Below are 25,177 nucleotides of genomic sequence, written 5' to 3' on the forward strand. Positions count from 1 at the left end.
CTGCGATCTTCCCAAAGACACTTGAATCTCAAGCGAAAGATCAAAAGATCGCAGGCTTCGCCAGCTCCTACAGAACCGAGCGGGAGCAAGCTCCCTCGCCACAATGGATCACACGCGCCTTAGAGCTTCGGCAACTGCCCGATCCGCCCCATCATCTCGGTCACGATCTGCAAGTCCAACAGGAACTGCTCGACCGTCTTGAACTCGTTGTCATTGTGACCGGTGTACTTGACGTCGGGCATGGCCAGGCCGAACTGCACGCCATTGGGCAAGTCATGAACCGACGTGGCGCCGGCAGAGGTGCCGTACTTGTGTTCCATGCCCAGGTTTTCACTTGCCACGGCCAACAGTGCCTTGACCCATTCGCCCTCAGGGTTGCGGTACATCGGCTCGTCAATGGAATAGTCGAAGGCCACCGCAACGTGGGACTTCTTGCTCCAGGCGGCCAGTTTGTCGGCGATTTCAGTCTTGAGGGCTTCTGTGCTCTTGCCCACTGGCACCCGCAGGTTGACCGCCAACTTGAAGGTTTTCTCATCCATGCCGACGTAGGTCAGGGACGCGGTCAGCGGGCCCATGAAAGCATCGGAAAAACCAATTCCCAGTTTGCTGCCCAGATAGTCCAGGCCCCAGTTGTCGGCGGCATAGCGGGCGGCGTCGGTGATGTGGTTGCGTTTGAGCGCGACCTTGCCGTCCAGGCTGTTGATGAAGTCCAGCATCCTTGCCACCGGGTTGACGCCTGACTCGGGTTCGGAGGAGTGGGCGGACACGCCAGTGAAGGTCAGTTGGACGTCCTTGCCGACGACCTGGCTGGCCACCTCGAAGTTACCGCCATTGCGCTTGGCATAGTCGTTGCCGGCCTTGAGCAGGCTGGCGGCCAGTTCGGCGGGCTTGTCGCTGGCGAAGGTGGCAACGGACGTCGACGGAATCTGATTGGTCGCCAGGCCGCCCGTCAGCGCGGTCATTTCTGCCCCCTTGCCCTGTGCAGCGCGCCGGGCGAAGTTCGCCATGACGGTGCCATAGCCTTTCTCGGCAATCACTACGGGGTAGCCGCCATCCAGCGCCAGGTTGTAGTTGGGCGTCGGGTTGCGTTCGAAATAATAGGGGATGGCGTCGCCAGTGGTTTCCTCGGTGGTGTCGACCAGCAGCTTGAAGTTGCGCGCCAGCGGCAGTTTCTCTTCCTTGATGATTTTCATGGCATAGAGCGCGACCACGATGCCGTTCTTGTCGTCCTCGGTACCGCGGCCATACATGCGGTCGCCCACCAGGGTGACCTTGAACGGGTCGAGGCGGGTGCCATCTTTCAACACCCAGTTTTCCGGCGTTACCGGCACCACGTCGGCATGGGCGTGAATGCCGACGACTTCGTCGCCGCTGCCTTCGAGGGAAATCTCGTAGACGCGGTTGTCGACATTGCGGAAGTTGAGGTTGAACGCCTCGGCCAGGCTTTTGATCTTGTCGGCTATCTTGAGGAATTCCGGGTTCTCGTGCTGGGCGACGCCGTCCTTGCGAAAAGTCGGGATGGCGACCAGTTCCTTCAGCGTCTGGGTGGCCGCCTGGCCGTATTTCACTCGGGCATAGAGGCCCAGCAGGCGATGGATTTCATTCTGCTGTTCAGCTGAAAGGGTTTTGTTGCCTTGGAACGCGCTGATGGCCGGGCCGAGGTTGGCGGTTTTGCCCAGGTCGCTCTTGGCCACGTCGGCCAGGAACTGCCTGAAATCGGTGACTGAGGTGTTGGAGAAGGTTTTGACGATGGCTGCGCCCTGTTGGGCGGTGATGTTGGCGAATGCTGGTGTGGTGATCGAAGCGAGGCTGGACAACAGCAGGGTGGTCACGGCCAGGTGTTTGAGCGAGAAGTCCATTGCTGGGCATTCCTTTGCAGGCGGTAGGAGGGAAGTGTCTGATTTGATGACACAAACGCTTGCAACCTAACACCGCGAGGAAGTGGTGGGGGAGTCCTGTAGGAAAATCTGTCGCACAGCGAAGCAAAAACGGCGCAGAAATGAAAAATGGCGCAGGGCCATCAACCACCTGATATTCAACATCAATGCAAGCAGGCCCACCGCTATCGCGAGCAAGCTCGCTCCCTCAGGGGATCAGTGGCGGGCCCAAGTGCCGTGAACACCCGCAACCCACTGTGGGAGCGAGCTTGCTCGCGAAGGCGGCGATACATTCAACATCAATGCAGGCAGGCCTACCGCTATCGCGAGCAAGCTCGCTCCCTCAGGTGCGCATTGCTCAATGCGGCGCGCGGGGGATCGTCTTGAGCAGGTCTTCAGGGCTGATGTGGCCGACCACGGGCTGCGCTGTGCTGCCGGGCAACGGCAGGTCCAGGATGTGCCCCTTGATCTTGCCGATCACATGCATTTCGCAGGGTTTGCAGTCGAACTTCAGCGTCAGCACTTCATCACCGTGGATCAGCTGCATCGGTGCCACCTTGGTGCGCACGCCGGTGACGCCCTTGGCCTGCTTGGGGCAGAGGTTGAACGAGAAGCGCAGGCAGTGCTTGGTGATCATCACCGGCACTTCACCCGTTTCCTCGTGGGCCTCGAACGCCGCGTCGATCAGCTTGACGCCGTGACGATGATAGAAGTCCCGGGCCTTCTGGTTGTAGACGTTGGCCAGGAACGACAGGTGCGATTCCGGGTACACCGGCGGCGGGTTGGTCTCGGCCTTGCGGCCACCGCGTGGGTGGGCTTCGATGCGGGCGGCGGTCAGGGCCTCGATGGCTTCGCGGCGCAAGGCCTTGAGCTGCGAGTTGGGGATGAAGAACGCCTGGGGCGCATCCAGCTCGATCGCGGTGGCGTGGTATTCGGTGGTGCCCAGTTGGCCGAGCAGGTCGTGCAACTGCTCCAGGGCCTGTTCCGGCTTGTTGGCCACGCCGAACGGCCCATCCAGGGCGACGCTGGCGCTGATGCCTTCCTCGCTGGTGGCGGTCAGTTCCAGGCGCGCTTCACGCAGGCGTGCAACCCAGGCCAGGCCGACGCGGCGTTCGGAGGAGGTCTTGAGCAACGCTTGCTGCCAGTTGTGGTCCAGGTTGCGGCTCAACGGGTGGTTGGGGCGCAACTGGTACATGCCGGCCGGCATTTCGTTGGGTTCGACACGGTAGCGATAACGCTTCTGGCCGTCCTCTTCGAACTCACCCTTGGGCTCGGCGATGTTGGCGCGGAAACCGACGACTTCGCGCTTGACCAGCACATTGAGGCCGTCGCCGTTGGACAGCGGATCGAAGGTCACCACTTGCAGGTCGCGCTTGCCGACTTTTTCCACCACGCCCACCGGCACGCCGGTAAAGGTCGGCGAATCGAAGGCGCCAATGTCGATCTTGCGGTCGCTGACGAAATAGTCGGTGCTGCCACGGTGGAAGGTCTTGTCCGGGTCGGGGACGAAGAAGTGTGCGGTGCGGCCGCTGGACGCGCGGGCCAGGTCCGGGCGGTCTTCGAGGACATCGTCCAGGCGCTGGCGGTAATAGGCGGTGATGTTCTTCACATAACCCATGTCCTTGTAGCGGCCTTCGATCTTGAATGAACGCACGCCGGCTTCGACCAGGGCGCGGATGTTGGCGCTCTGGTTGTTGTCTTTCATCGACAGCAGGTGTTTTTCGTAGGCAACCACCCGGCCCTGGTCGTCCTTGAGGGTGTAGGGCAGGCGACAGGCCTGGGAACAGTCGCCACGGTTGGCGCTGCGGCCATTCTGGGCGTGGGAGATGTTGCACTGGCCGGAAAACGCCACGCACAGCGCGCCGTGGATGAAGAATTCGATGGCCGCGTCGGTCTCATCGGCGATGGCGCGGATTTCCTGCAGGTTCAGCTCACGGGCCAAGACCAGTTGCGAGAAACCGGCCTGGTCGAGGAACTTTGCTCGGGCCAGGGTACGGATGTCGGTCTGGGTGCTGGCGTGCAGCTCGATGGGTGGAATATCCAGCTCCATCACCCCCAGGTCCTGGACGATCAGCGCATCGACGCCGGCATCGTACAACTGGTGGATCAGTTGGCGGGCTGGCTCCAGCTCGTTGTCGTGCAGGATGGTGTTGATGGTCGTGAACACGCGCGCGTGGTAGCGATGGGCGAACTCCACCAGCCGGGCAATATCACCCACTTCGTTGCAGGCGTTGTGACGCGCGCCGAAACTCGGGCCACCGATGTACACGGCGTCGGCGCCATGCAGGATGGCCTCGCGGGCGATGGTTACGTCGCGGGCGGGGCTGAGCAATTCCAGATGATGTTTGGGCAAGGACATTTGTTTTTAGTCAGGCTGGTCACGGTCGAAGCGAGCATTGTAGCCGCCAGGCGCCTTGCAGGCACCTGTGGACTTGGGTTTGCCCGACCTTGACCGATGCGCGGCGGTCCCACGGGGTTCACCCAGGTGTCGAGTCGGCGCTGCACCAACGGTTGCGCCCGGTGTTCTTGGCCAGGTACAAGAAGGCATCGGCGGCCCTGATCAGCATGGCCGGGGCTATGTCCTCTCCGCTCGGCTGGCAGGTGGTGACACCTGCGCTGATGGTCACGATGCCCAAGGGATGGTCGCCATGTTCAATGTTCAAGGCCCTGACGGCTTCGAGGATTTGCTGCGTGACCTTGGCGGCACCAGCGCTGTCGGTGTTGGGCAGCAACACGGTGAACTCTTCACCGCCATACCGGACCGCCAGGTCACCAGGCCGCTTGATCGTTTGCCCAATGGTACCGGCAATCGTGCGCAGGCAATCGTCCCCGGCAGCATGGCCGTATCTGTCGTTGAAGCGCTTGAAGTAATCGACATCGAGCATGATCAACGCCAGGGAAGAACCCTGGCGCTTGGCCAGGCGTATCTCGTCGGCCAGGGCGATGTCCAGCCGCCTGCGGTTGCCCAGCCCGGTCAGGCTGTCGGTCAGCGCCATGTCGCGCATGGCCTGGTGCGCAGTGCGAATCTGTTTCTCCATGGTCATCCGGTAGCGCAACTGGCTCAGCACGATGAGCCCGAAGCCTACGAGGATCACGATCAGGAAAATCAGCACGAAGCTGGTCTTGAACAGGTCGCGGCGCCAGGGGGCGATGATGGACTCGCGCGACAACCCGGCTTCCACCACCAATGGATAGGTGGTCAAGGCCCGATAGCCATACAGGCGCTCGGTATCGTCGACCACGGCCCTGGCTTCCGCGATGCCCTCGTTCGACGTGGGCAGGTAGTTCTTGAAGATCACGCTGTTGATCAGGCTCTTGCCGATCACAGATTCGACGAAGGGGCGCCGTACCAGAATGGTCCCGCTGCGTGTGGCCAGGACCAGCGCCCCCTTGTCGTCGATCTTGAAGTCGCCGTAGTAGTCGACGAAATAGCTGACCTTGACCGTTCCGAGCAACACACCGGCGAACGAGCCGTCGGGATTGTTCAAGCGACGGGACACCGGAATGATCAGGTCGTTGGTGGACCGGCTCTTGATCACTTCGCCGATGCGCACGCCCCGGTCCTCGTGGGTACGGTGATATTGGAAGTAGTCGCGGTCGGCGTTGTTCGCCGTTTCCGGGATGACTTCCTTGTCCGTCACCAGCCATTGGCCGTCCGGGCCATAGATAAACAACCCGTGCAGTTGCGGCATGATGGCGGCCTGTTGCACCAATAGCCTATGGATGCGCGCAACGTCCATGTTCTGCAGGCCATCGCCCTCCACCCGTTCACTGAGGGCGGCGGTGACCACATCCACTTGTCGGATGGTATCTTCGGCGTGCTGGGCCGTCGCCCGTGCCAGGTTCGTCACCGAATCCTGGGCGGACGAAAAGGCCGCGCGATAATCCCGCCAGGTGCGCCAGCCTTCGACGGCCAGAAACGCGATGATGACCGCCACCATGAAACTCACGGTCAGGCGCAATGCCGCTCCAGCCCGTGCGCTCTGGGGAGAGAAGTGCTCATCAGTGTTTTCGATCTTTGGCTCTGGCCGTTTGCGTCCGAGCATCAATATTTCCTTTTACGACGGGTCTGCGCATTATTGATGCGCAGCCTATCTTATTCGATTTCAGCACGTTAGCTCGCTACGACGAGGCAGGTACAGCCGGCGACACACGATTGGGGAGAAAGATTTCATGAAAGTTGGCGTCATTTCCGACACCCACGGTCTGCTCCGCCCGCAAGCGCTGACAGCATTGCAAGGGTGTGAGCGGATCATCCATGCCGGTGACATCGGCAGCCCCGGGATTCTGGATCAATTGGCGTCGATTGCGCCATTGTACGTGGTGCGCGGCAATAACGACCTGGGGGCCGATTGGGCTGGGCCGCTCGCTGACCGCCTGCAATTCGACCTGTGTGGATGGCAGGTCTTGCTGGTTCATGACATCGCCGATGTACAGGACTCGCTCGACCCGGGCGTGAAGTGGGTGATCAGCGGCCATTCCCACAAGCCGGGCATCGAATGGCGTGGCGACCGGCTGTACCTGAACCCTGGCAGCGCCGGCCGGCGGCGGTTCACGCTGCCGGTGACGCTGGCGTTGGTCGAGGTGAGTGCTGGCGCGATCGAGCCGCTGCTGGTCCGGTTGCTGGAGTGATGGAGACGCTTACTTGAAGTATTTGTCGACGTAGGACTGGATTTCCTTGCGCATGAAGCGCCCGGATTCATCCGCCCGTTCTTCCCAGCCGAACACGCAGGCGGTGACGATGCCGTCGAAGCCGGTCTTGGCCAGTTCACTGAAGAACAGGTCCCAGTCGATCTCGCCCTGGTGCATGTCCATGTGCTGGTGGACGGTGACCTTGGCGCCGGGCGGGTTGACGATGTAGCGCAGGCCGGACGAGGCCTTGTGGTTGTAGGTGTCGGCGATGTGGACATGGGCGATCATCGACCCGGCCTCGGCGATCATGGCTTTCATGTCATCGCCGAAATAGAAGGTGTGCGGCGTGCAATAGAGGAACTTGACGTTGTCCGAGCCGAGGGTCTTGAGCATGTCGAGGGCCGGATTCAGGGTTTCGCACCAGTCTTCGGGGTGAGGTTCGACGTTCAGCGTGACCCCCTCGCTTTCCAGGATCGGCACCAGTTCCTCCATTGAACGCCACCAGGCCGCTTCGCTCGACTCATGGCTGTGCACGCCCCCGCAGCAGCTGACTTTATGCCCGCGATCAGGCGACGGCCCACGGCCAAACTCCGAGTTCATCGTCGTGCAACCCATTTCCACGGCGATCTGGATGGCCTCCTTCCAGTAGTTCACCGCTGCCCGGCGTTCGTCTTCGTGGGGGCTGGCCCAGCGATACATCGGCAGTAGCGAGGCCAGTTGCAGATCGTGGTCGCACAGGGCTTTCTTGAACTCGGCGATGCGTTCCTTGTGGGCGCGAGGGCGGACCCACCAGGGCAGGAAATCTTCCCGTGGCGACAGTTCGAGGTATTCGAAACCGAGCTCGGCGGTCTTGCGGCACAGGTCCGGCAGGCTCAGGTGGCGATGCATGTAGGGGTCGAGGGCGATTTTCATTGTTGTTCTCCGTTAAGCAACGCTTATTACCGTGGCCAGAGATTGCTCCCGCTGGACTGCGTGTAGGAGCTGTCGAGTGAAACGAGGCTGCGATCCTTCCCCAGACACTTGAGTCTCAAGCGAAAGATCAAAAGATCGCAGGCTTCGCCAGCTCCTACAGGTCCAGCGGGAGCAAGCTCCCTCGCCACAGGGTTATTTTGACTGACTGGCGTCGGGTCAATAGGCGACCCAACTTGAATCCTGGTTGGCTGATTCCACACAGCGTTCGACCCAGCGCACGCCTTCCACGCCGGCGTCGATGTCGGGGTAGCGCAGGGCGGCCAGCGCCTCGCTGTCGCCACGGTTCGCCGCATCCATGGCCTGGGCGAAGCGGCGATAGAGATTGGACCAGGCTTCGAACAGCCCTTCGGGATGGCCGCCACCGATGCGGTCGTCCTCCAGCGCGTCGGCGTGCAGGTAGCCCATGCCGCGTTCCAGGGTCTGCGCCGGCTGGCCCTGGATCTCGAAGCTCAGCTGGTTGGGCCGCTCGTCCCACCATTCAAGGCTGGCCCGGGAGCCGATCACGCGGATTTTCTGCCCGTGCATGGAACCGGCATTCACAGCGCTGGACCAGACCATGCCCATGGCGCCGCCTTCGTATTCCATCAAGGTGTAGGCGTTGTCTTCCAGCGGGGCGCGGCTGGCGACGAAGCTCTGTCGGCTGCACATCAAGCGTTTGATCTGGAGATCGGGCAGCATCACCTTGGACAAATACAACGGGTGCGTGCCGACATCCCCCAGCACGTAGCTGGGCCCGGCCTGGCGCGGATCGACGCGCCATTGCGTTGCCTGGTTCCGGGCCTCCACCGGCGCACTGTGAAAACCATGGGCAAACTGCATGTGCACCATGCGGATCTCGCCCAATTCCTGCGCCGCGATCATCGCCCGGGCCTGTTCGATCAACTGGTGCCCGGCGTAGCCGTAGGTCAAGCCAACGATGCGCCCCTTGGCGTGCGCCAGGCTGCGCAGGGCCTCGGCCTGTTCGAGGGTAAAGCACAGCGGCTTTTCGCAGACCACATGCAGCCCGGCTTCCAGGGCGGCCCGGGTGATGGCGTAGTGGGTGCCGTTGGGCGTGGCGATCGACACCGCTTCAATCCCGTCGGGACGTTGTGCTTCCAGCTCGAACAGGCTGAGGTAGTCCGAATAGCAGCGCTGGGGCTCGATACCCAGTTGCTCACCAAAGGCTTGGCCGCGTGCAGGGTCGATATCCAGCGCCGCGGCGACCAACTCGAAATTCCGGTCGCGCAGGGCGGCCGAGCGGTGGATGTAGCCGATCTGGCTGTGCTCGCCGCCACCGACCATGGCCCAACGGATGGGCCGCGTGATTGTTTTGCTGCCGTTGATCATGACGTTGTCCTTGTGTGATCAGAAACCGCTGCGGGCCAGGTAGGTGCGGCTGGCGGCCACGTCGTCGAGGCTACTCCCGGCGTTGCGCGGGTCACGCTCCTGTTCGACGGTGATGCAGCCCACATAACCCAGTTCATGCACCAGGCTGTGCAGCGCCGGGTAATCGATGACGCCGCGCCCGATGGGGCACATCACGCCCCGGGCGCAGGCGGCGAAGAAGCGAATGTGTTCGTTCAGCACCTGGTCGAACACCACCGGGTCGATGTCCTTGAAGTGCAGGTAGTCCAGGCGATGGGCGTAGGTGCGCAGCGACGCGACCGGGTCCATGCCCGCGTAATAGAGATGCCCGGTGTCCAGGCACAGCCCGGCGACTTCATCGGGAATGTCGTCCACCAGGCGCGCCAACTCGTCGGCGAACTCGATGTAGCCACCGGCGTGGGGATGGATGACGGCGCGGATGCCGTATTGATGCCAGGCGATGTCGGCGATGGCGCGGATGTGCGCCATCATTGTGTTCCAGCGTGCATCGTCCAGGCGCGGGGCGCGGTCCGAGTGACCGGCTGCGTAGTCGCGCGCCTCGTGGCCCCAGTCGATGATCACCAGATAAGGCCCGGCATGGCGCTGGCCGGATTGCTGCGCCATGGGCGGCAGTTGTTTGAGCAGGGCGCAGATGTCGTGAGTCTGGCGCAGCAATTCAGGCAGGTTGGCGGTGTTGACCAAGTCGTCGAAAATCGTCCCGGCGACGATCTGGAGATCGTGTTCAGACAAGGCCTGAACAAGGGTTCCGTCCAGCGGCAGGTAACCATAAGGCCCCAGCTCGATGCCGCGATAGCCAGCCTTGGCCGCTTCGCCAAGCACCCGGCGCCACGGTGGCAGGAACGGGTTCTTGACGTCGTCGACGCCCCAACAGCAGGGCGCTGTGCAGATGTGGATCGCCATGAGGTACTCCGGCTGTGTTTATTGTTATGGGCTGGGCCTGATGCTATTGCGTCGCCGGGGAGGGGGCCATGGGGCAATGGCTTAATCTGTCAAAACCCCTCATCATGGTCGGAAGAGGTGTCAAGACATGTCAGAAAAACCACGGCGAATGCTTCGCCCCACCATGGCCGATGTCGCCCGGGAAGCCGGGGTCAGCTTGTCTACCGTCGACCGGGTGTTGAACCTGCGCGCCGACGTGCGCGCCGACACCGCCCAACGCATTGCCGCGGCGGCCGCGCGGTTGGGGTTCCATGCCAAGGGCGTTATCGAACAGCGGGTGCTCAACGACCGCCCGACCTTGCGGCTTGGCTTCCTGTTGCAGAAAAGCGGCGTGCCTTTTTACCAAGGGCTTGCCCACGCGTTGTCGAACGCTGCCGCGACCTGCACGCGAGCACGGATTCGCGTGGTCATTGGCTACTTGGACGACCTCGATCCGGTCATCGTGGCGCAACGCATCCTGGCCCTGCGCGATCAAGTGGACGGGCTGGGCGTGGTGGCGGTGGATCATCCCCGGGTCCGGGAGGCGGTTGCGCAATTGCGCGAGACAGGAGTTTCGGTGGTAGCGCTGCTGTCGGAGCTGTCCAGCGCCAGCGCCAGCGGCACGGGGTATGTCGGGTTGGACAATCGACTCACGGGCCGCACGGCAGGCTGGTTCATCAGTCGTCTGGCGAGTCGCCCCGGGGCGGCGGCCGTCATGCTCAGCAGCCAGCGTTTCCAGTGCCAGGAATTGTGTGAACTGAGCTTTCGCAGTTATCTGGCCGAGCACTCCAGCGAATGGGAGCTGCTCGCGTCGCGCCTGACGCTGGAGGACGATGAGTTCGCGTATGGCAACACGCTGGACTTGCTCATCGCAGAGCCTGACCTGGTGGGGCTTTATGTGGCCGGTGGTGGCATCGCCGGCGTATTGCGGGCCTTGCGCAGCCTCCAGGAACAGCGGATTCGCTTGCCGGTGGTGGTGTGCCACGACCTGACGCCGTTGACACGCGAGGCGTTGAAGACGGGCCTGGTCCAGGCGGTGCTGTCGCATCCTGTCGCGGCGTTGGCTGGGCAGGCCGTCGATACGTTGGTCGAAGCCGCGACAGCCACGCCACCAGGCCTGGCACCGAGGCGGGTGGTGCCGCTTCAGATCGATGTGCCGGAAAGCACCTGACTGTTTGATTGCAGTCTGAGCCATCGCTATCGCGAGCAAGCTCGCTCCCACAAGGGGCTTGCGCCAACTGGAAGATCCGGGAGGACCAGAATCAAATGTGGGAGCGAGCCTGCTCGCGATGGCGCCGGGTCAGTCGGTATGGCCGGTGACTGATACACCGCTATCGCGAGCAGGCTCGCTCCCACAGGTCTTGAACATTAAGCTTCTTGGCCTGCTTGAGCGCCGGCCAAGGTCGGATAGTCCGTATAACCACGCTCGTCACCCTGGTAGAACGTCGATGCATCAGGGGTGTTCAGCGCCTGGCCTTGTTTGAAACGCTCCACCAAATCCGGGTTTGCCAAAAACGGCGTGCCGAATGCCACCAGGTCAGTTTCTCCACGGCTGATGGCAGTGGCGGCCCGTTCGGCGCTGTAGCCGCCATTGGCAATGTACGTTCCGCCGAAGCGACGCTTGAGTTCCAGGAAGTCGAACGGGCCTTCGCCCAATTCCACGATGTGCAGGTAAGCCAGGCCATAGCGGCTGAGCATCCTGGCCGTGTAGTCGAATGTTGCTTGCGGGTTGCTGTCGCTCATCGAGAAGTAGCTGAAGATCGGCGACAGGCGAACGCCGACACGGCTGGCGCCGAAGACTTCGATCACCGACTCGACCACTTCCTTGAGCAAACGTGCACGGTTCTCGATCGAGCCGCCGTAGGCATCGGTCCGTTGGTTGGTGCCGTCACGCAGGAACTGGTCGATCAAGTAGCCGTTGGCGCCATGAATCTCCACACCGTCAAAGCCGGCCAGCTTCGCGTTGGTCGCGGCCTGGCGGAAGTCGGCGACCACGCCGGGGATTTCATCGAGCTCCAGGGCCCGTGGCAGTTCATAGGGCTTGAGGCCTTCAGGGGTGTAGATCTCGCCATCGGCCTTGATTGCCGAGGGGGCTACGGGTTGGGCGCCGTTGACCTGCACCAACGGATGGGAAAGACGGCCTACATGCCAGAGCTGCAAGAAGATCTGCCCGCCCTCGGCGTGGACCGCGTCGGTCACCTGTCTCCAGCCGGTGATCTGCTCAGGGGTAAAGATCCCTGGCGTTCTCAGGTAGCCCTTGCCCTGGGCCGACACCTGGGAGCCTTCGCTGATGATCAGGCCGGCGCTGGCCCGTTGGCTGTAGTACTCGGCCATCAGGGGCGTCGCTGCATCGCCAGCGCCCGCGCGGCTACGGGTCATCGGTGCCATGATCATGCGGTTTTTCAGGGACAGCTTGCCGACTTGAGTGCGGGACAACAGAAGATCGAGACCGATGTCAGTCATGATTCACCTCTAAGGGATCGGGTATGAATTAGGGATTGAGTCGAGGGGCGGTCAGGCCAACCGACCCTCTTGTTGCAAAAGGGCGCCGATGCGCTGGATTTCTTTCTCGCCTTTTTCCAGGGCGGCCTCGCTGGTGTGCACCGAGTAGTAGCCCATCACCAGGTCATGGGGATGCTTGACCGCCGAACCGAGCACGAAGGAGGTCGCGCCCCGGGCAACGATGTCGATGGCCTCGCCGGACGCTTCGAATACCACCATCTCTGCGGCATTGACGTGGCCGCCGGCATCCAGGCCGCCGCTGTTGACCGCCAGCCAGGCGACGGTGTGCCCGGCCGGCGGCGTGTAGCGCCAGTGCTCGTTGTCCTGCAACTGCACGGCGAGGTAGTTCATGCCTGCTGGCGCCGCAACATTGCTGCGGGCTGCGCCGTATTGGCCGAGCAACACCAGCGCCGGACCTTCACGGGGGATCTCGGAGGGGGCCAGGTAGACGCTGCGGGCCGGGGCATTTTCTTCTGCCGCCGGCAGTGCAACCCAGAGCTGGAAGCCTTGGATCGGCGAACCCGCAACCGGTCGGGCGGTGTGCCATACGCCGTTACCGGCTTGCATCCACTCCATGCCGCCGCTGGGCAGCGTGCCTGACTGCCCCGTGGTGTCTTCGTAGATCACCTGGCCTTCGATCATGTAGGTCAGCGTGGCGATCCCGGAATGAGGGTGCATGCCGAAGCCTCTTTGCATGGCATCGGCGTTGAAGGCGAAGTGATCGAGAAACACGAATGGCTTGCAGAGCTGGCCCAGGTCACCGGGACTCATGAGCCGGGTGATCGGCCCATGGCTGCTGCCGGAGGTGCGGTGGACGATGGCGCGGGGCGGTGCTGCGACGATGCTGTTCATGGGGTGCCTCCAAGTCTTGGGCGCTGGGCCTCGATGCGAGAAGGATAAGTGCCTGCCAATAGATTGATTAGTCGATACAATCGGATTGAACTCATCCACAAAACGAAGGAATGTGCGCGCCATGCTCGATCTCAACGATGTTGCGCTGTTCGTCCAGGTGGTCCGCAGCGGCAGCTTCGCCGAAGCCGCCAGGCGCTTGGGCATGCCTTCCAACACCGTCAGCCGACGGGTCCAGCAGTTGGAGGCGCAGCTTGAATCGCGACTTCTGCAGCGCTCGACCCGCAAACTCACGCTGACCCATGCGGGCCAGGGGTTTTATGACCGCTGCGTGGATGCGGTGGACGGCCTGATGGATGCCGGACAGGAACTGATGATGGGCAGCGAGGAGCCCAGCGGCCTGGTGCGCATCGCGGCGATGGCGGACTTTTTCGATTTCTTCCCGATGGAGTGGGTGGCCGACTTTTTAGCCGCGCATCCGCGAGTGCAGCTTGATTTCGTGCTCAGCGATGCCCGGGTCGATCTGATTGCCGACCGCATTGACGTGGCCTTTCGCGGCGGTCCCTTGCAGGACTCGGGGTATGTCGGTCGCCAACTGCTCAAGAACGACGGTGACGGCATGGTTGCCAGCCCCGCGTACATTGCCGCGCGCGGCGCACCGCTTTCGTTGCAGGACCTGGTTCACCACGACGGCGTGAGTTTCGCTCATCCCGGCGGCATGACCCATTGGCGATTCGTTGGCCCGGACGGCATCGAGGAACAGGTGCAGATCGCCAGCCGATTCCACGCCAACACCGCCCAGGCACTGCGCAGGGCGACCGTCGCCGGCCTGGGCATCGCCGTGTTGCCGGGGGCGCTGAGCAGCCTCGACCTGGAAGCCGGAAGGCTGGTGCGGGTGCTTCCGCAATACCAGCGCATCGGCTTCGGCCTGAATGTGCTCTATCCGAGCCGGCGGCAGTTGCCGCTGGCGGTTTCGGCATTCATCGGGTTGGTGATGGAGAAGCTTGAGCTCAAGGCGTTTCCGGCGCGGATGATGTAGACAAGCCTGGGTGCTCCATTTTGCATTTTTCATCCCCGCGGCTAGTCTCACCTGCGTGTTCTGAGGCGCCCTTGAAACTCTGGACGAGTTCAGCTGTGGCCCCATGTCAACCCGATCAAGACAGGGATAATCTTATGCCGGTTGTTTTGCATCAGTTCACCGTGGCCATGGGCGGCGTCATGAACCCAGGTTATCTCGAAGCGTTGGAACTCGCCCGGCAATGCGCGACGCATGCCCATACCCAGGCCCTGCCGGGAGCTGGCATTGCCCACGGCTCCTGTTGGGCCGCATTGGCAACGGTGTCCAATCCGGGCGCAGGTTTTCCCTTGGGGAATGCGGTCGCGGGCGGGGCGGCCCTGCCTTATGGCGTGGTATTTGGAAATTCACGCTTTTCAATCGTTGGCGCCTTCGCTGTTGTGCCCGGCGCGCCTGCGGTCGGGTTTTCCGGTCATGCGGAGCGTAACGCCTTGGTGGTGGCGGGCGGCAATGGCTTGGTGCCCTATGGCCTTGTCGCGCCAAATGCCGGGGATTGGGTGATGTATGTTCAACTGCATCCCTGCCAATACTGCTTGCCATGGCTGCAAGGCGCCGGAGGCGGCGGACTGCTCAATCCTTTTGCGGGGCTGATCGCCGGGGCCCAGAACCTTCATGTCTGGTATCGGTGGGCACACAACCCGGTCGGGTGCGCAGCCAAGGACACTTGGAACGGCCTGCCCCTGGCGACCAAGCTCGCGCAGATCAATACCTGGTGAACAGACGCAGCGATTAGAGAAACAGGTGGGAGTGAGCCTGCTCGCGATGACGGCGGATCAACCAACATCAATGTTGATTGACACACAGCTATCACCAGTAGCCTCGCTCCCATCGGTTTGGTGCTGGTTTTTCATCAAAAAAACGCCCGCCGAAGAATCATTGGCAGGCGTCTGGGAAAGACCGGCGCAGAAAGGAGAGACTGGCCGGGTTAGGCAGTAAGGGTCAGGCCACCGGAATCAACGGGTCAGCCGCCGCCAGGGCCGCGGTGCGGTCAGCAGCGGGCGGGTAGATCCACACGCTGTTGATCTGGGTCTTGAGATCCTTGGCTTCCTGCCCGACCAGCTTGAGTTGGCGATCCCAACCTTCGGTATACACCGCACCCCAGGCGCCCAGGTCCAGGCAGGTCACGTACTTGGGTTGGCTGTAGGGCATCGGCGCCACACCCAGCAGGTCGGCCGCGACGTTGTTGCCGGCGTAGCGACCCAGGGATATGGCGTGCTGGCAAGACATCGCCGCGTAATTGCCCAGTGTGTCGGTGGCGGCATAGGCCACGTCACCGGTGGCGAATATGTCGTTTTGCCCCAACACTTTCAGATGGCCGTCGACGTGCAGGCGACCCTGCTGATCGCGGGTGCCTGGCACTTGCTGGGTCAGTGGGTGGGCACGGAAACCCACGGTCCAGATCACGGTATTGGACTCGATACGCTGGCCGTTCGACAGGGTGACACCGCCGGCATCCACCGAATCGACTGAAGCATTGAGGATCCACTCGATGCCCAGGTGATCGGACGCTTCGATCACGGAGGGGCGAATGCCGTCGCCCAACGATGCGCCGATCTGCGGCGCGCGATCCACCACGATGACCCGGATGTTCGCGTCCTCACCCAGGGCTGCCCGCAGGCGAGTTGGCATTTCGGTGGCGGTTTCGATGCCGGTGAAGCCGCCGCCGGCCACCACCACGGTGTTGCGGGCAGGGCTGTCCGGCAGGTTCTTGAGGGACTTGATGTGGGCTTCGAGGCGCGTTGCCTGTTCGATTTCATCGACGTCGAAGGCATGTTCGAGCATGCCTTTGAGATCGGGGCGAAACAGTTTGCTGCCTGCCGCCAGTACCAATCGGTCGTAACCCAGGCTGCCCTGGGTGCCGAACACGTCCACGTAGCCGACCTGTTTACCCTCGACGTCGATACTGCTCGCCGAGCCCTGTACGAACTTCACGCCCACTGCATCGAACAGTCCGTCCAGCGGAGCCAGCATGGTGTGGACGTCCGGCTCATAGAAACGAGGCCGGATGCGCAATTCCGCCTGGGGCGCCAGGACAGTAATCTGCACGTCATTTCGATCATGCTGGTCCAGCAGGCGGGCCGCGCTCAATGCGCTCCATACTCCGCCGAAGCCAGCACCAATAACCAGAATTTGCTGTTTCATGATTTGCTCCCGAAGACTAAATCGATACGTTGAATGAATTGAACTGTTCAGCGTGACCGTGGCGCGAAGTACCCAAAAGTGTCTGGCTCAATGATTGAGCATCAAGCACCTTCAACTTTGGTTCGCTGTAGAAGATCGTATGCGCCGGCGCAACATCCGACACTTCTACGTAAGGTCAGTGGTGATATGTCTGGGTATGACGGATCTATACGAAGGTATTAAGGCCAGGTGATCGGCATTGCGGCATCACGTCGGACGATTGAGGACTGATTCGAGACAAGCGATCAGTTCTGCACAGTTGAACGGCTTTGGAAAAAACGCCACTGGCTCCACCGCGTACGCCCTTGTTCTTGGCGGCGCGCTGGGGTGGCCGGTGATAAAAATGGCTGGGATATGAATGCCCCGGGCAGACAGTTCATCGTACATCTGGAGGCCGGTCATTCCCGGCATCTGGATATCCGATATCAGGCAGGCTGTGTTTTCAAATCCGGGTGAAGCCAGAAAGTCGATGGCACTGGCATAAGTTTTAACGCGATGGCCGTGGGAGCGTAACAAACCATCCAATGCAACTCGAACCGATTCATCATCATCAATAATTGAAATAATCGCAGTGTGGGACATTTCGATACCTGGTGGTGATAGCAGGTTGCCGTACAGGCGCCGCTATTACTGCAAGATACGCTGTCCAATAACTCCGCCAAGTATACCTGGGTATGAATTTTTACTGATGACGGCGAACTCCCTGAACCCGCTGGTAGTTCAGGCCGCACACGATTGTGCAGGATCGTCCTGCATACCGAAGTATCAGTGAACCTGCCTAAGGCATGAGTTGGGTGTCCCTACGTACGACAGACATCGGCCTGTCACGGGAATAGCCTTTCAACCATCCCATCGCTGCTGCGCCTTGACGAGGGCTCAAGCGATGATCCTGTCCTCTCCTGATTCAATGGCCTGGCGCCTGGGACGGCTATCATGATGAACAGAAATGACCTGCGTCGTGCTGACATCAATCTGCTGGTTGTCTTCGAAACCATGATGCACGAGCGAAATGTCACTCGCGTGAGCGAAAAGCTTTTTCTCGGTCAGCCAACGATCAGCAGTGCCCTGGCGCGCTTGCGGTTGATGTTCGATGACCCGTTGTTTATTCGTGCAGGCCGGTTGATGGAGCCGACGTCCCGGGCACAGGAGATCTTTTCCAATCTCTCTCCGGCGCTGGACGGCATCGCCGCGGCCTTGAGTCGTTGTCAGGCGTTCGACCCGGGCACCAGCGAGGCGACCTTTCATATCGGGCTCTGCGACGACGTCGAATACGCGTTGTTGCCCGATCTGTTGCGGCGCCTGCGAGTCGAGGCACCGGGCACGACCTTGGTGGTGCGTCGGGTCGATCAATGGCAGATGTCCCAGTTGCTGGCCTGCGGGGATATTTCACTGGGGATCAGCCACACCTTGGAGCTGCCGGCCAATGCCCGACGCAAGGCCCTGCGTTCGATTCGACCGATGTTGTTGCGGGCCGATGCGCAGCCTGGCGAACTGACCTTGGACGAATTCTGCCGCCGACCCCATGCGGTGGTCTCATCCATGGGCAATGTCATTGATGACTCGGACCGCGCCTTATGCCTGATGAACCGGCAACGCCGGGTGGTGCTGACGGTGCCTCAGTTCAGCGCCTTGCCTGTGTTGCTGGCCCGGAGCGACATGATCGCCATCGTGCCGGATTACGTGGCGCGGGCGATGGCGGTGGGGACAGGTTTGCGGGCCGAGCCGGCGCCGATATGCTTGCCCGAGCACGAGCTGTCCATGGTCTGGCGCGGCGCCTCGCACAATGACCCGGGGGAACGCTGGTTGCGCGACCGTTGCAGCACGTTCGTCGCCGAGCATGCCGACTCGCAGATAGAGCCCAGGAAGGCTCCGCTGCACACCGATGCGGTGCGCCAGGCCTTGACGGCGGCCACACGCAGCCAGTCCAACAGATCGACACCATCGATCAGCGCCTGACGGATGTTCGGCGCGCCGCGCACGATCAGCGTGTGCGGTTAGGGAGCCGATTAGCGATTCGGTACTTGTCGGAGGCGTTGGAGTGCACTGAATATTTAAGTGCTATTGATATTCCATACCAGTATTTAAATTAATTTTTTTATAGCTTTAAAGTCAGCCCCCTCGGTTTCTTTCATTTCCTGTGAGGTTTCCATGGCTATGGCTTTCAAGCGTTCTGCACTCACGGTGTGGTTCGTCTCCCTGGCGGCAGCGGCATTGCTCGGTCCCACGGCCCAGGCAGAGGGCAAGATCAGCATCGCCCAGCAATTCGGTATCGGCTACCTGATCCTCGACGTGGTGCGTGACCAGCAGTTGATCGAGAAACACGGCAAGGCCCAGGGCCTCGATATCAAGGTGGACTGGAACAGCATTTCCGGCGCAACGGCGATGAACGAAGCCTTGCTGACCGGTGCCCTGGATGTGGTCTCGGCCGGCGTTCCGCCGATGCTGACGATCTGGGATCGGACCCGCGGCAAGCAGAACGTCAAGGCCATCGCCTCGCTGGGGTCGATGCCCAACTATCTGTTGACCAATAACCCGAACGTGAAGAGCCTCAAGGACTTCACCGACAAGGACCGGATCGCTGTCCCGGCGGCGGGCGTCGGGTTCCAGTCACGCACGCTGCAGATCGAAACCGCCAAGGTGTTCGGGAACGAGCACTTCAAGAAGTTCGATGATATCTCGGTCAGCCTCCCGCACCCTGATGCGACTGCGGCGCTGATCGCCGGTCAGTCGGAAATCAATTCGCACTTCTCCAGCCCACCGTTCCAGTACCAGGCACTGCAAAGCCCCAACGTACACAAGGTGCTCAGCTCCTATGATGTGCTGGGCGGGCCGGCGACGTTCAACGTGCTCTACACCACGGAAAAATTCCACGACGAAAATCCCAAGACCTACAAGGCGTTCTACGACGCCCTGATGGAGGCGCAAGGCATCATCAAGGCCGACAAGCCGGCCGCTGCCCAGACCTACATCCGCGTAGAACAGTCCAAGTTGCCGCTGGCGCTGGTGGAAAAAATCGTCACTGACTCCGAAATCGACTTCACCGTCGTCCCGCAACGCACCTACATCTATGCCAAGAAACTGCACGAACTGGGCGTGCTGAAAAACCAGGCCGACAGCTGGAAGGACTATTTCTTTGAAGAGGCCCATGCCGACGCCGGCAGTTGAGTCCTGAGCGATTATCCGTTTTCGGCACAATTGCCCGACCGGCCCACGGGGCGGAATGGAACTTGCCTGAGCTTTGACCCGTATGCCCTGGAATCATCAAAGGTCGGGTCAATGAACAACTCCAACATAGCGCAGCCAGCGATCTCGTCGGACCTGTTGCCGACGCTGCCGATCAATCGGTTCCGTACCGCGGACATCGACGAGCACGCCCGCAACATGGGCGGCTGGCAGGTTTGCTATGACCAGTTGACCCCCGGGCGTTTCGAAGGCGAGTTGGTCGAGTTCCGCTCGGACTGGATGCAACTGGTGCGCGACCGCTCTAATCAGGCACTGACCAAGCAAGGCATGGCCTGGGAGGGTGCCATCACCTTCAGCGTGCCACTGAGTGCCGATGGGCCGGTCTTTTGCTCGGGGCACCCGATTATCGAGCCCAGCCTGTTGGTCGCCCGTGGCCAGAACCTGCCCGAACTGCGCACACCCCAGCATCTCGACCTGCTCAGTGTCGCCATCGACGAACAGGCGTTGGAGCATGTGCTGGAACGACAGGGCAGTCGCTTTCGAATTACCGATCTTCCCAAGTGTTACCGTCTCGGCAACTCGACGCTGCCCGCCGAGCTGGCGGCGTTGTTCGATGAGCTTGAAGGTGGCGAGCAGGGGCGTGACTCGTTACTGGGTTACGAGTCGATCCGCCGTGGCCTGCGTGACACGGTGATGCTGCACATACTGGAACTGGTGGCACCGGATGAGGCGCCGCCGCTCAACCCCACGGCGCGCAAGCGCATGGTCGACCGCGCCCGGAAATATGCCTTGACCCATGTCGATGAGCCGCTGTCGATCCTCGACCTGTGCAACCACATCGGTGCCAGCCGGCGAAAACTGCAGTATTGCTTCCAGGAGACGCTGGGCATCAACCCCGTGGCCTATTTGCGGGCGTTGCGCCTCAATGCCGTGCGTCGTGAACTGCGCAGCGGCGGCCATGCCCAGGGTGTACAGGAGGTGGCAGCACGCTGGGGCTTCTGGCATTTGAGCCGGTTTTCCAGCGACTATCGAGTGCTGTTCGGCGAGACACCTTCACAAACCCTGCGTCGCACGCATCTGTGCTGAAAACGGATAACGGCTGACTGGCCGGCTCCCTAGGATGACCCCTACACCACATGGTCGGGAGGGGCATTCGATGAATCAGAAGAATAAAACCAACGTCTTGCGCTGTACTGGGCTAACCCTGGGATTGATCGCTGTCTGTGGCGCTGCCCAGGGCACCGAAAACGGCGCGCCGACCACGGCGGTCGGGGTCTACGATTTCGGCGCGGGCATGATGCCGCCGGCCACGCCCTTTGGCACCGTCGGCCTGCGCACCGCCTTCTATTCGGCCAACGTGCAGAAAGATCGTCACGGCAAGTCCGTGGACAACAATTTCTCCCTGGATGTCTTGTCCATCGGCGTCGCCTACATGCGCATGACCGATTACACCGTGCTGGGCGCCAAGTACGGTTTCGGCGCCGTCGTGCCGTTCTTCCAGATGGACGCTTCGCTACAAGTGCAGACGCCTGTCGGTCCGTTGGACCTTGCGGCCGATCCGTTTCGCATGGCCGATATGCAGGTGCTGCCGGTGATCTTGCAATGGACCCTGTCGCCGAATTTGTTCGTCAACGCGCAGTTCCAGATCCAGGCCCCCACAGGCGATTACGACAAGGATCGCTTGATCTCGCCGGGTCTCAACCACTGGACCTTCTCGCCGATCCTTAACGCCACCTACATCTCCGACAGCGGCTTCGAGGTGTCTTCCAGTTTCGAAGCCGACATCAACACCCGCAACCACGCCACCGACTACAAGAATGGCGTCGAGTACCGCCACGAATTCGCCGTGGGTCAACACGTTGGCCCGTGGACCGTGGGTGTGGGCGGCTATTACTACCGGCAATTCACCGATGACGATGCGCCGGGCCTGGAAGCGGGCAATCGCGCCCGGGTGTTGGCGGTCGGGCCGGCAGTGAGCTACTTCAAGCCCGGCATCCCCCCGGTGTGGCTGCATGTCTACAAGGAGCTCGATGCGCGAAACCGCGCCGAGGGCTACACCGCGGCGCTGCGTATTTCTCAAAGTTTCTAAAAGGGGCTCGCCATGAACCAATCACGTTCCGTTTCAACCGCGGCCACCCCGTCCCGCCAGGCCAGTTGGCGTGAAGGGCTGGTGCTGATGCTGGGCAGCAGCCTGACGATCATGGGGGCGGTGATGGTCACGCCCATCCTGCCCAGGTTGGGCGCCGAATTCGGCCCCCTGGAGCCGCGCGCCGATCTGCTGGTGCCGTTGGCGATTACCGGCCCGGCTTTGGCGATTGCCGTGTGCGCACCGTTGGCTGGCTGGTTGGCCGACCGGGTTGGGCGCAAGGCCTTGCTGGTGATTGCCACGGTGCTCTACGCCTTGCTCGGCGCGTTGCCGGCGCTTCTCGATAGCCTGCCTTCGATTGTCGGTGCGCGGCTGTTGTTCGGTTGTACGGAGGCGGCGGTGATGACCTGCTGCGCAACCTTGATCGCGGACTATTGGCAGGGCGAGGAGCGGTTGCGCTACGTCAATCGGCAGGTGGTGACCATTGGCCTGGTGGGGGCGCTGTTTTTCGTGGTGGGCGGGGTGCTCGGCGAGCACTCGTGGCGCACGCCGTTCCTCCTGTATTTGCTGCCATTGCTGCTGGTGCCGGCCATGATGAAAGTGCTCTGGGAGCCGCCAGTGGCGAAGCTGCAGAGGGTCGAGCAGAGCATCGATGCACCGGGTCCGGCCAAGGTCGCCGTGCTGCAACTGATGGTTGGCTACCTGATGATCCTGGGCGGCATGGTCCTGACGTTCGTCATGCCGATCCAGGCGCCGATGCTGTTGGTCAGCCTGGGGATCACCTCCAGCACGATGATCGGCCTGGCCGCGGGGTTGAGCCTGTTGGCGACCCTGGGCGGTTCGCTGATGTGGCCGTTGCTGCGCCGCCGCTTCGGCATCGCTGGTTGCAACGCACTGTTGCTAGGCCTGATGGGCCTGGGGCTGTGGCTGCTGATGCGCGGGCAAAGCTACAACGAAGTGCTCGTGGCGGTATTCATCCAGGGCCTGGGGGCCGGCCTGCTGGTACCCAACGTGATGGCGCCAGTGATGAATGCGCTGACCGCCAGCACCCGGGGCCGAGGCTTGGGCGGGTTTACCTCGTGCCTGTACATCGGTCAGTTCGTCAGTCCGCTGGTGGTGGCCTCGGTGGTTGTCTTCGCCGGCGACCTGCGTCACGCCATCCAGTGGCTGTCCCTGGCCAGTCTTGCCTTGGCGCTGCTCTGGGTCGTGGCCGGCCTGCGAGCACGGGGCCAGGGGCAGGCGAGCACTCTCGGATCACATCAATCGTCATGACATAAGGAACCTGAGACATGGGTATGCAAGACATCCACCACTTGATGGACATTGAAGATGCCACGGCGCTGGCCGAGTGGGTCAGGCGTGGCGAGGTTCAGCCCGGCGAACTGCTGGAGACGGCCATCGAACGCCTGGAGCGGGTCGAGCCGCAGCTCAATGCGGTGGCCGAGCGCTTGTACGATTCGGCCCGGGAGGCGGCGCGCAAGCCTCAGGCTGGACAAGGCCTGCTGGCCGGTGTGCCGACCTTGATCAAAGACCTGTTTTCACCGGTCAACGACGCGGCGATGACGAACGGTTCGCGCGCACTGGGCGACTGTCGTGCGGATTTTGATTCGGAAGTCGTCGCGCGGTTGCGGCGTGCCGGATGCCAACTGATGGGCACCAGTACTTCTCCTGAGTTCGGCACCTCGTACTCCACTGAGTCCGTGCGCTTCGGCGCCACCCGCAACCCTTGGAACACCGATCATAGCGCCGGTGGCTCCAGTGGTGGCGCGGCGGCACTGGTGGCGGCCCGCGTGGTGCCGTTTGCCCATGGCAACGACGGTGGCGGTTCATTGCGCGTGCCGGCCTCTTGCTGTGGCGTGTTCGGGTTCAAGCCCAGCCGTGGCCTGATGCCGTCGGGGCCGATAATGGGCGAGGGCTGGGCCGGGATGGGCACGCCTCATGCGATCACCTTGTCGGTGCGTGACAGTGCAGCTCTGCTGGATGCCACCGCTGGGATGGACCTGGGCGCGCCGTACGCCGCGCCGATCCAAGCGTTGCCGTATGTGATGGCGGTGCAGGTTGATCCCAAGCCGCTGCGCATTGCCCTGGTCGAGCAACTCGAGCCCTGGCCTACGTCACCCCAGAGCCTTCAGGCGGTGGGCGAGGCCGCGCGGTTGTGCGAGTCCTTGGGGCACCGTGTCGAACCGGTGAGCCTGCCGGTGGGGTTGCTGGAGTTTCTCGACCACGTGTTCAGCATTATTGGTGCAAGCACCCGTCGCTATGTCGACCTGCTGGGCCAGATGCGTGGGTTCGCCGTGCAGGCGGAAGAACTGGAGGTGCGGACCCGGATCATCCTGCGGGACAAGGGCAACGTCAGCGGCGCCCAATATGTCGCGGCGGTGGAATGGATTCATGCGCTGGGCCGGCAGTTGGCAGTGTTCATGCAGGATTACGACGTGATCCTGACCCCGGTCCTGACCCGTGAACCGGTGCCGATTGGCGAACTGGATCTGCAGGATGTGTGCATGAGCCTGGATCAACTGCTTGAGCGCTACCACAGCTATTCGCCGTTCACCGCGCTGTTCAACGCCAGCGGTCAGCCGGCGATGTCAGTGCCGTTGTCCTGGAGCGCCAATGGCCTGCCAATGGGGGCGCACTTCGCCGGTCGCTTTGGCGAGGAAAGCACCTTGCTGGCCCTGGCCGCCCAACTGGAACGCGCCCAACCCTGGCGCGGCCGAGTCCCACCGGTCAACGCCTGCCGGCGTTAAAACTGTGGGAGCGGGATTGCTCGCGAAGGCGGCGTCAGATTCTGCATCATGGCTGGCTGATAGTCTGCTATCGCGAGCAAGGTGGGTGGCCACTGGGTGGTTGTGAACACGTGGCAATCGGGGTTGCGCTGAATGGTGGGGAGAGGGATTTCTGTGGGAGCAAAGCCCTTCCACAGTGACATAGCGCGGCCATGCTTCTTGCAGCAGCCTGGCTGCCCAACTAAGCTTCCGACTCGCCCATCCACACAGTTCGAACATGGCCAACCCCAGACCCTCATTGACCCTGACGCTGTTGCAAGCCCGCGAAGCGGCGATGGCTTTTTTTCGACCGGCGCTGAACCAACATGACCTCACGGAACAGCAATGGAGGGTGATCCGCATCCTGCATCAGCAAGGGGAGCTGGAAAGCCATCAGCTCGCCCACCAGGCGTGCATCCTCAAGCCGAGCATGACCGGTGTGCTCAGTCGCCTGGAGCGTGACGGCCTGGTGCGGCGGCAGAAGTCCAGCCAGGATCAGCGACGGGTCTTTGTCGGGCTGACCGAGCGCGGCCAGCAGTGCTTCGTGTCCATGAGCGAGGGCATGGAAAGCAACTATCAACGGATCGAAGAGCAGTTTGGCGAGGAAAAGATGCAGCAGCTGCTCGCGTTGCTCAATGAGCTGAAGAACATCAAGCCCTGAGCCGACCTGTCAGGCAATCACAGCGAGGACGCGCTGTAGGAGCTGACGAGCGAAGCGAGGCTGCGATCTTTCCACTGCTCATCGAGTCGAAAGCTCAAGATCAAAAGATCG

The 25,177-nt window shown here is 61.9% G+C and carries 21 protein-coding genes; 11 read left to right on the forward strand and 10 right to left on the reverse strand.

Annotated features, from left to right (window positions below):
- Positions 1-119: 119 nt before the first annotated feature.
- The 3 genes from AB4Z20_RS22345 to AB4Z20_RS22355 all read right to left on the reverse strand — a co-directional run bounded on the left by AB4Z20_RS22345 (position 120) and on the right by AB4Z20_RS22355 (position 5,923).
- Entirely contained in the window at positions 120-1,859 is a 1,740-nt protein-coding gene (locus AB4Z20_RS22345) for a dipeptidase (RefSeq protein ID WP_442090614.1), read from the reverse strand.
- Between the two features lie 376 nt (positions 1,860-2,235).
- Positions 2,236-4,236, reverse strand: a complete 2,001-nt coding sequence (locus tag AB4Z20_RS22350) for a peptidase U32 family protein (protein ID WP_442090615.1) — start codon at positions 4,234-4,236, stop codon at positions 2,236-2,238.
- A 118-nt stretch (positions 4,237-4,354) separates the two neighbouring features.
- Positions 4,355-5,923: a sensor domain-containing diguanylate cyclase gene (locus AB4Z20_RS22355; protein WP_320390453.1), complete on the reverse strand. Its 1,569-nt coding sequence runs from the start codon at positions 5,921-5,923 to the stop codon at positions 4,355-4,357.
- A 127-nt stretch (positions 5,924-6,050) separates the two neighbouring features.
- Between AB4Z20_RS22355 and AB4Z20_RS22360 the strand changes: the two genes are divergently transcribed.
- The gene (locus tag AB4Z20_RS22360; protein WP_442090616.1) at positions 6,051-6,509 is read left to right on the forward strand and encodes a metallophosphoesterase family protein; all 459 of its coding nucleotides are present in this window, start codon (positions 6,051-6,053) and stop codon (positions 6,507-6,509) included.
- A 9-nt stretch (positions 6,510-6,518) separates the two neighbouring features.
- Here the strand turns inward: AB4Z20_RS22360 and AB4Z20_RS22365 are convergent, their stop codons facing one another.
- The 3 genes from AB4Z20_RS22365 to AB4Z20_RS22375 all read right to left on the reverse strand — a co-directional run bounded on the left by AB4Z20_RS22365 (position 6,519) and on the right by AB4Z20_RS22375 (position 9,746).
- A complete protein-coding gene (locus AB4Z20_RS22365) occupies positions 6,519-7,421 on the reverse strand; it encodes a sugar phosphate isomerase/epimerase family protein (protein ID WP_253474509.1) in 903 nt (300 codons plus the stop codon).
- A 216-nt stretch (positions 7,422-7,637) separates the two neighbouring features.
- A complete protein-coding gene (locus AB4Z20_RS22370) occupies positions 7,638-8,807 on the reverse strand; it encodes a Gfo/Idh/MocA family protein (RefSeq protein ID WP_442090617.1) in 1,170 nt (389 codons plus the stop codon).
- Between the two features lie 18 nt (positions 8,808-8,825).
- Positions 8,826-9,746: a TIM barrel protein gene (locus tag AB4Z20_RS22375; protein WP_442090618.1), complete on the reverse strand. Its 921-nt coding sequence runs from the start codon at positions 9,744-9,746 to the stop codon at positions 8,826-8,828.
- A gap of 127 nt (positions 9,747-9,873) precedes the next feature.
- On the opposite strand from AB4Z20_RS22375, the gene AB4Z20_RS22380 reads away from it, so the two are divergent.
- The gene (locus tag AB4Z20_RS22380) at positions 9,874-10,935 is read left to right on the forward strand and encodes a LacI family DNA-binding transcriptional regulator (protein ID WP_442090619.1); all 1,062 of its coding nucleotides are present in this window, start codon (positions 9,874-9,876) and stop codon (positions 10,933-10,935) included.
- Between the two features lie 197 nt (positions 10,936-11,132).
- Here AB4Z20_RS22380 and AB4Z20_RS22385 read toward each other — a convergent pair whose 3' ends face one another.
- On the reverse strand, positions 11,133-12,227 hold the full coding sequence (locus AB4Z20_RS22385) for an alkene reductase (RefSeq protein ID WP_442090620.1): 1,095 nt from the start codon (positions 12,225-12,227) through the stop codon (positions 11,133-11,135).
- 51 nt (positions 12,228-12,278) lie between these two features.
- Positions 12,279-13,118, reverse strand: coding sequence for a pirin family protein (locus tag AB4Z20_RS22390; protein WP_442090621.1), 840 nt, complete (start codon positions 13,116-13,118; stop codon positions 12,279-12,281).
- Positions 13,119-13,239: 121 nt separating this feature from the next.
- On the opposite strand from AB4Z20_RS22390, the gene AB4Z20_RS22395 reads away from it, so the two are divergent.
- Together AB4Z20_RS22395 and AB4Z20_RS22400 are read left to right on the forward strand one after the other, a co-directional pair.
- Positions 13,240-14,154: a LysR family transcriptional regulator gene (locus AB4Z20_RS22395; protein WP_442090622.1), complete on the forward strand. Its 915-nt coding sequence runs from the start codon at positions 13,240-13,242 to the stop codon at positions 14,152-14,154.
- Between the two features lie 134 nt (positions 14,155-14,288).
- Positions 14,289-14,906 carry a hypothetical protein gene (locus tag AB4Z20_RS22400; protein ID WP_018613374.1) on the forward strand — a complete coding sequence of 206 codons (618 nt, stop codon included), beginning with the start codon at positions 14,289-14,291 and terminating at the stop codon, positions 14,904-14,906.
- Positions 14,907-15,129: 223 nt separating this feature from the next.
- Here AB4Z20_RS22400 and AB4Z20_RS22405 read toward each other — a convergent pair whose 3' ends face one another.
- Positions 15,130-16,332 (reverse strand): NAD(P)/FAD-dependent oxidoreductase, encoded by a 1,203-nt coding sequence (locus AB4Z20_RS22405; RefSeq protein WP_258691128.1) that lies wholly within the window; start codon positions 16,330-16,332, stop codon positions 15,130-15,132.
- 246 nt (positions 16,333-16,578) lie between these two features.
- Positions 16,579-16,953, reverse strand: coding sequence for a response regulator transcription factor (locus AB4Z20_RS22410; protein ID WP_253474531.1), 375 nt, complete (start codon positions 16,951-16,953; stop codon positions 16,579-16,581).
- 351 nt (positions 16,954-17,304) lie between these two features.
- On the opposite strand from AB4Z20_RS22410, the gene AB4Z20_RS22415 reads away from it, so the two are divergent.
- From AB4Z20_RS22415 to hpaR, 7 genes are all read left to right on the forward strand, one after another.
- Positions 17,305-18,327, forward strand: coding sequence for a LysR family transcriptional regulator (locus AB4Z20_RS22415; RefSeq protein ID WP_301300420.1), 1,023 nt, complete (start codon positions 17,305-17,307; stop codon positions 18,325-18,327).
- A 192-nt stretch (positions 18,328-18,519) separates the two neighbouring features.
- The gene (locus tag AB4Z20_RS22420) at positions 18,520-19,536 is read left to right on the forward strand and encodes an ABC transporter substrate-binding protein (RefSeq protein WP_442090623.1); all 1,017 of its coding nucleotides are present in this window, start codon (positions 18,520-18,522) and stop codon (positions 19,534-19,536) included.
- Positions 19,537-19,647: 111 nt separating this feature from the next.
- Positions 19,648-20,640 carry a helix-turn-helix domain-containing protein gene (locus AB4Z20_RS22425; RefSeq protein WP_442090624.1) on the forward strand — a complete coding sequence of 331 codons (993 nt, stop codon included), beginning with the start codon at positions 19,648-19,650 and terminating at the stop codon, positions 20,638-20,640.
- A gap of 70 nt (positions 20,641-20,710) precedes the next feature.
- The gene (locus tag AB4Z20_RS22430; protein ID WP_442090625.1) at positions 20,711-21,643 is read left to right on the forward strand and encodes a SphA family protein; all 933 of its coding nucleotides are present in this window, start codon (positions 20,711-20,713) and stop codon (positions 21,641-21,643) included.
- A 12-nt stretch (positions 21,644-21,655) separates the two neighbouring features.
- Entirely contained in the window at positions 21,656-22,912 is a 1,257-nt protein-coding gene (locus tag AB4Z20_RS22435) for an MFS transporter (RefSeq protein WP_442090626.1), read from the forward strand.
- Positions 22,913-22,929: 17 nt separating this feature from the next.
- Positions 22,930-24,387 carry an amidase gene (locus tag AB4Z20_RS22440; protein ID WP_442090627.1) on the forward strand — a complete coding sequence of 486 codons (1,458 nt, stop codon included), beginning with the start codon at positions 22,930-22,932 and terminating at the stop codon, positions 24,385-24,387.
- A gap of 256 nt (positions 24,388-24,643) precedes the next feature.
- Entirely contained in the window at positions 24,644-25,066 is a 423-nt protein-coding gene (gene hpaR, locus AB4Z20_RS22445; protein WP_053179583.1) for a homoprotocatechuate degradation operon regulator HpaR, read from the forward strand.
- Positions 25,067-25,177 lie beyond the last annotated feature (111 nt).

It is taken from the genome of Pseudomonas sp. KB_12 (assembly GCF_052114545.1).
Classification (GTDB): Bacteria; Pseudomonadota; Gammaproteobacteria; order Pseudomonadales; family Pseudomonadaceae; genus Aquipseudomonas; species Aquipseudomonas brassicacearum.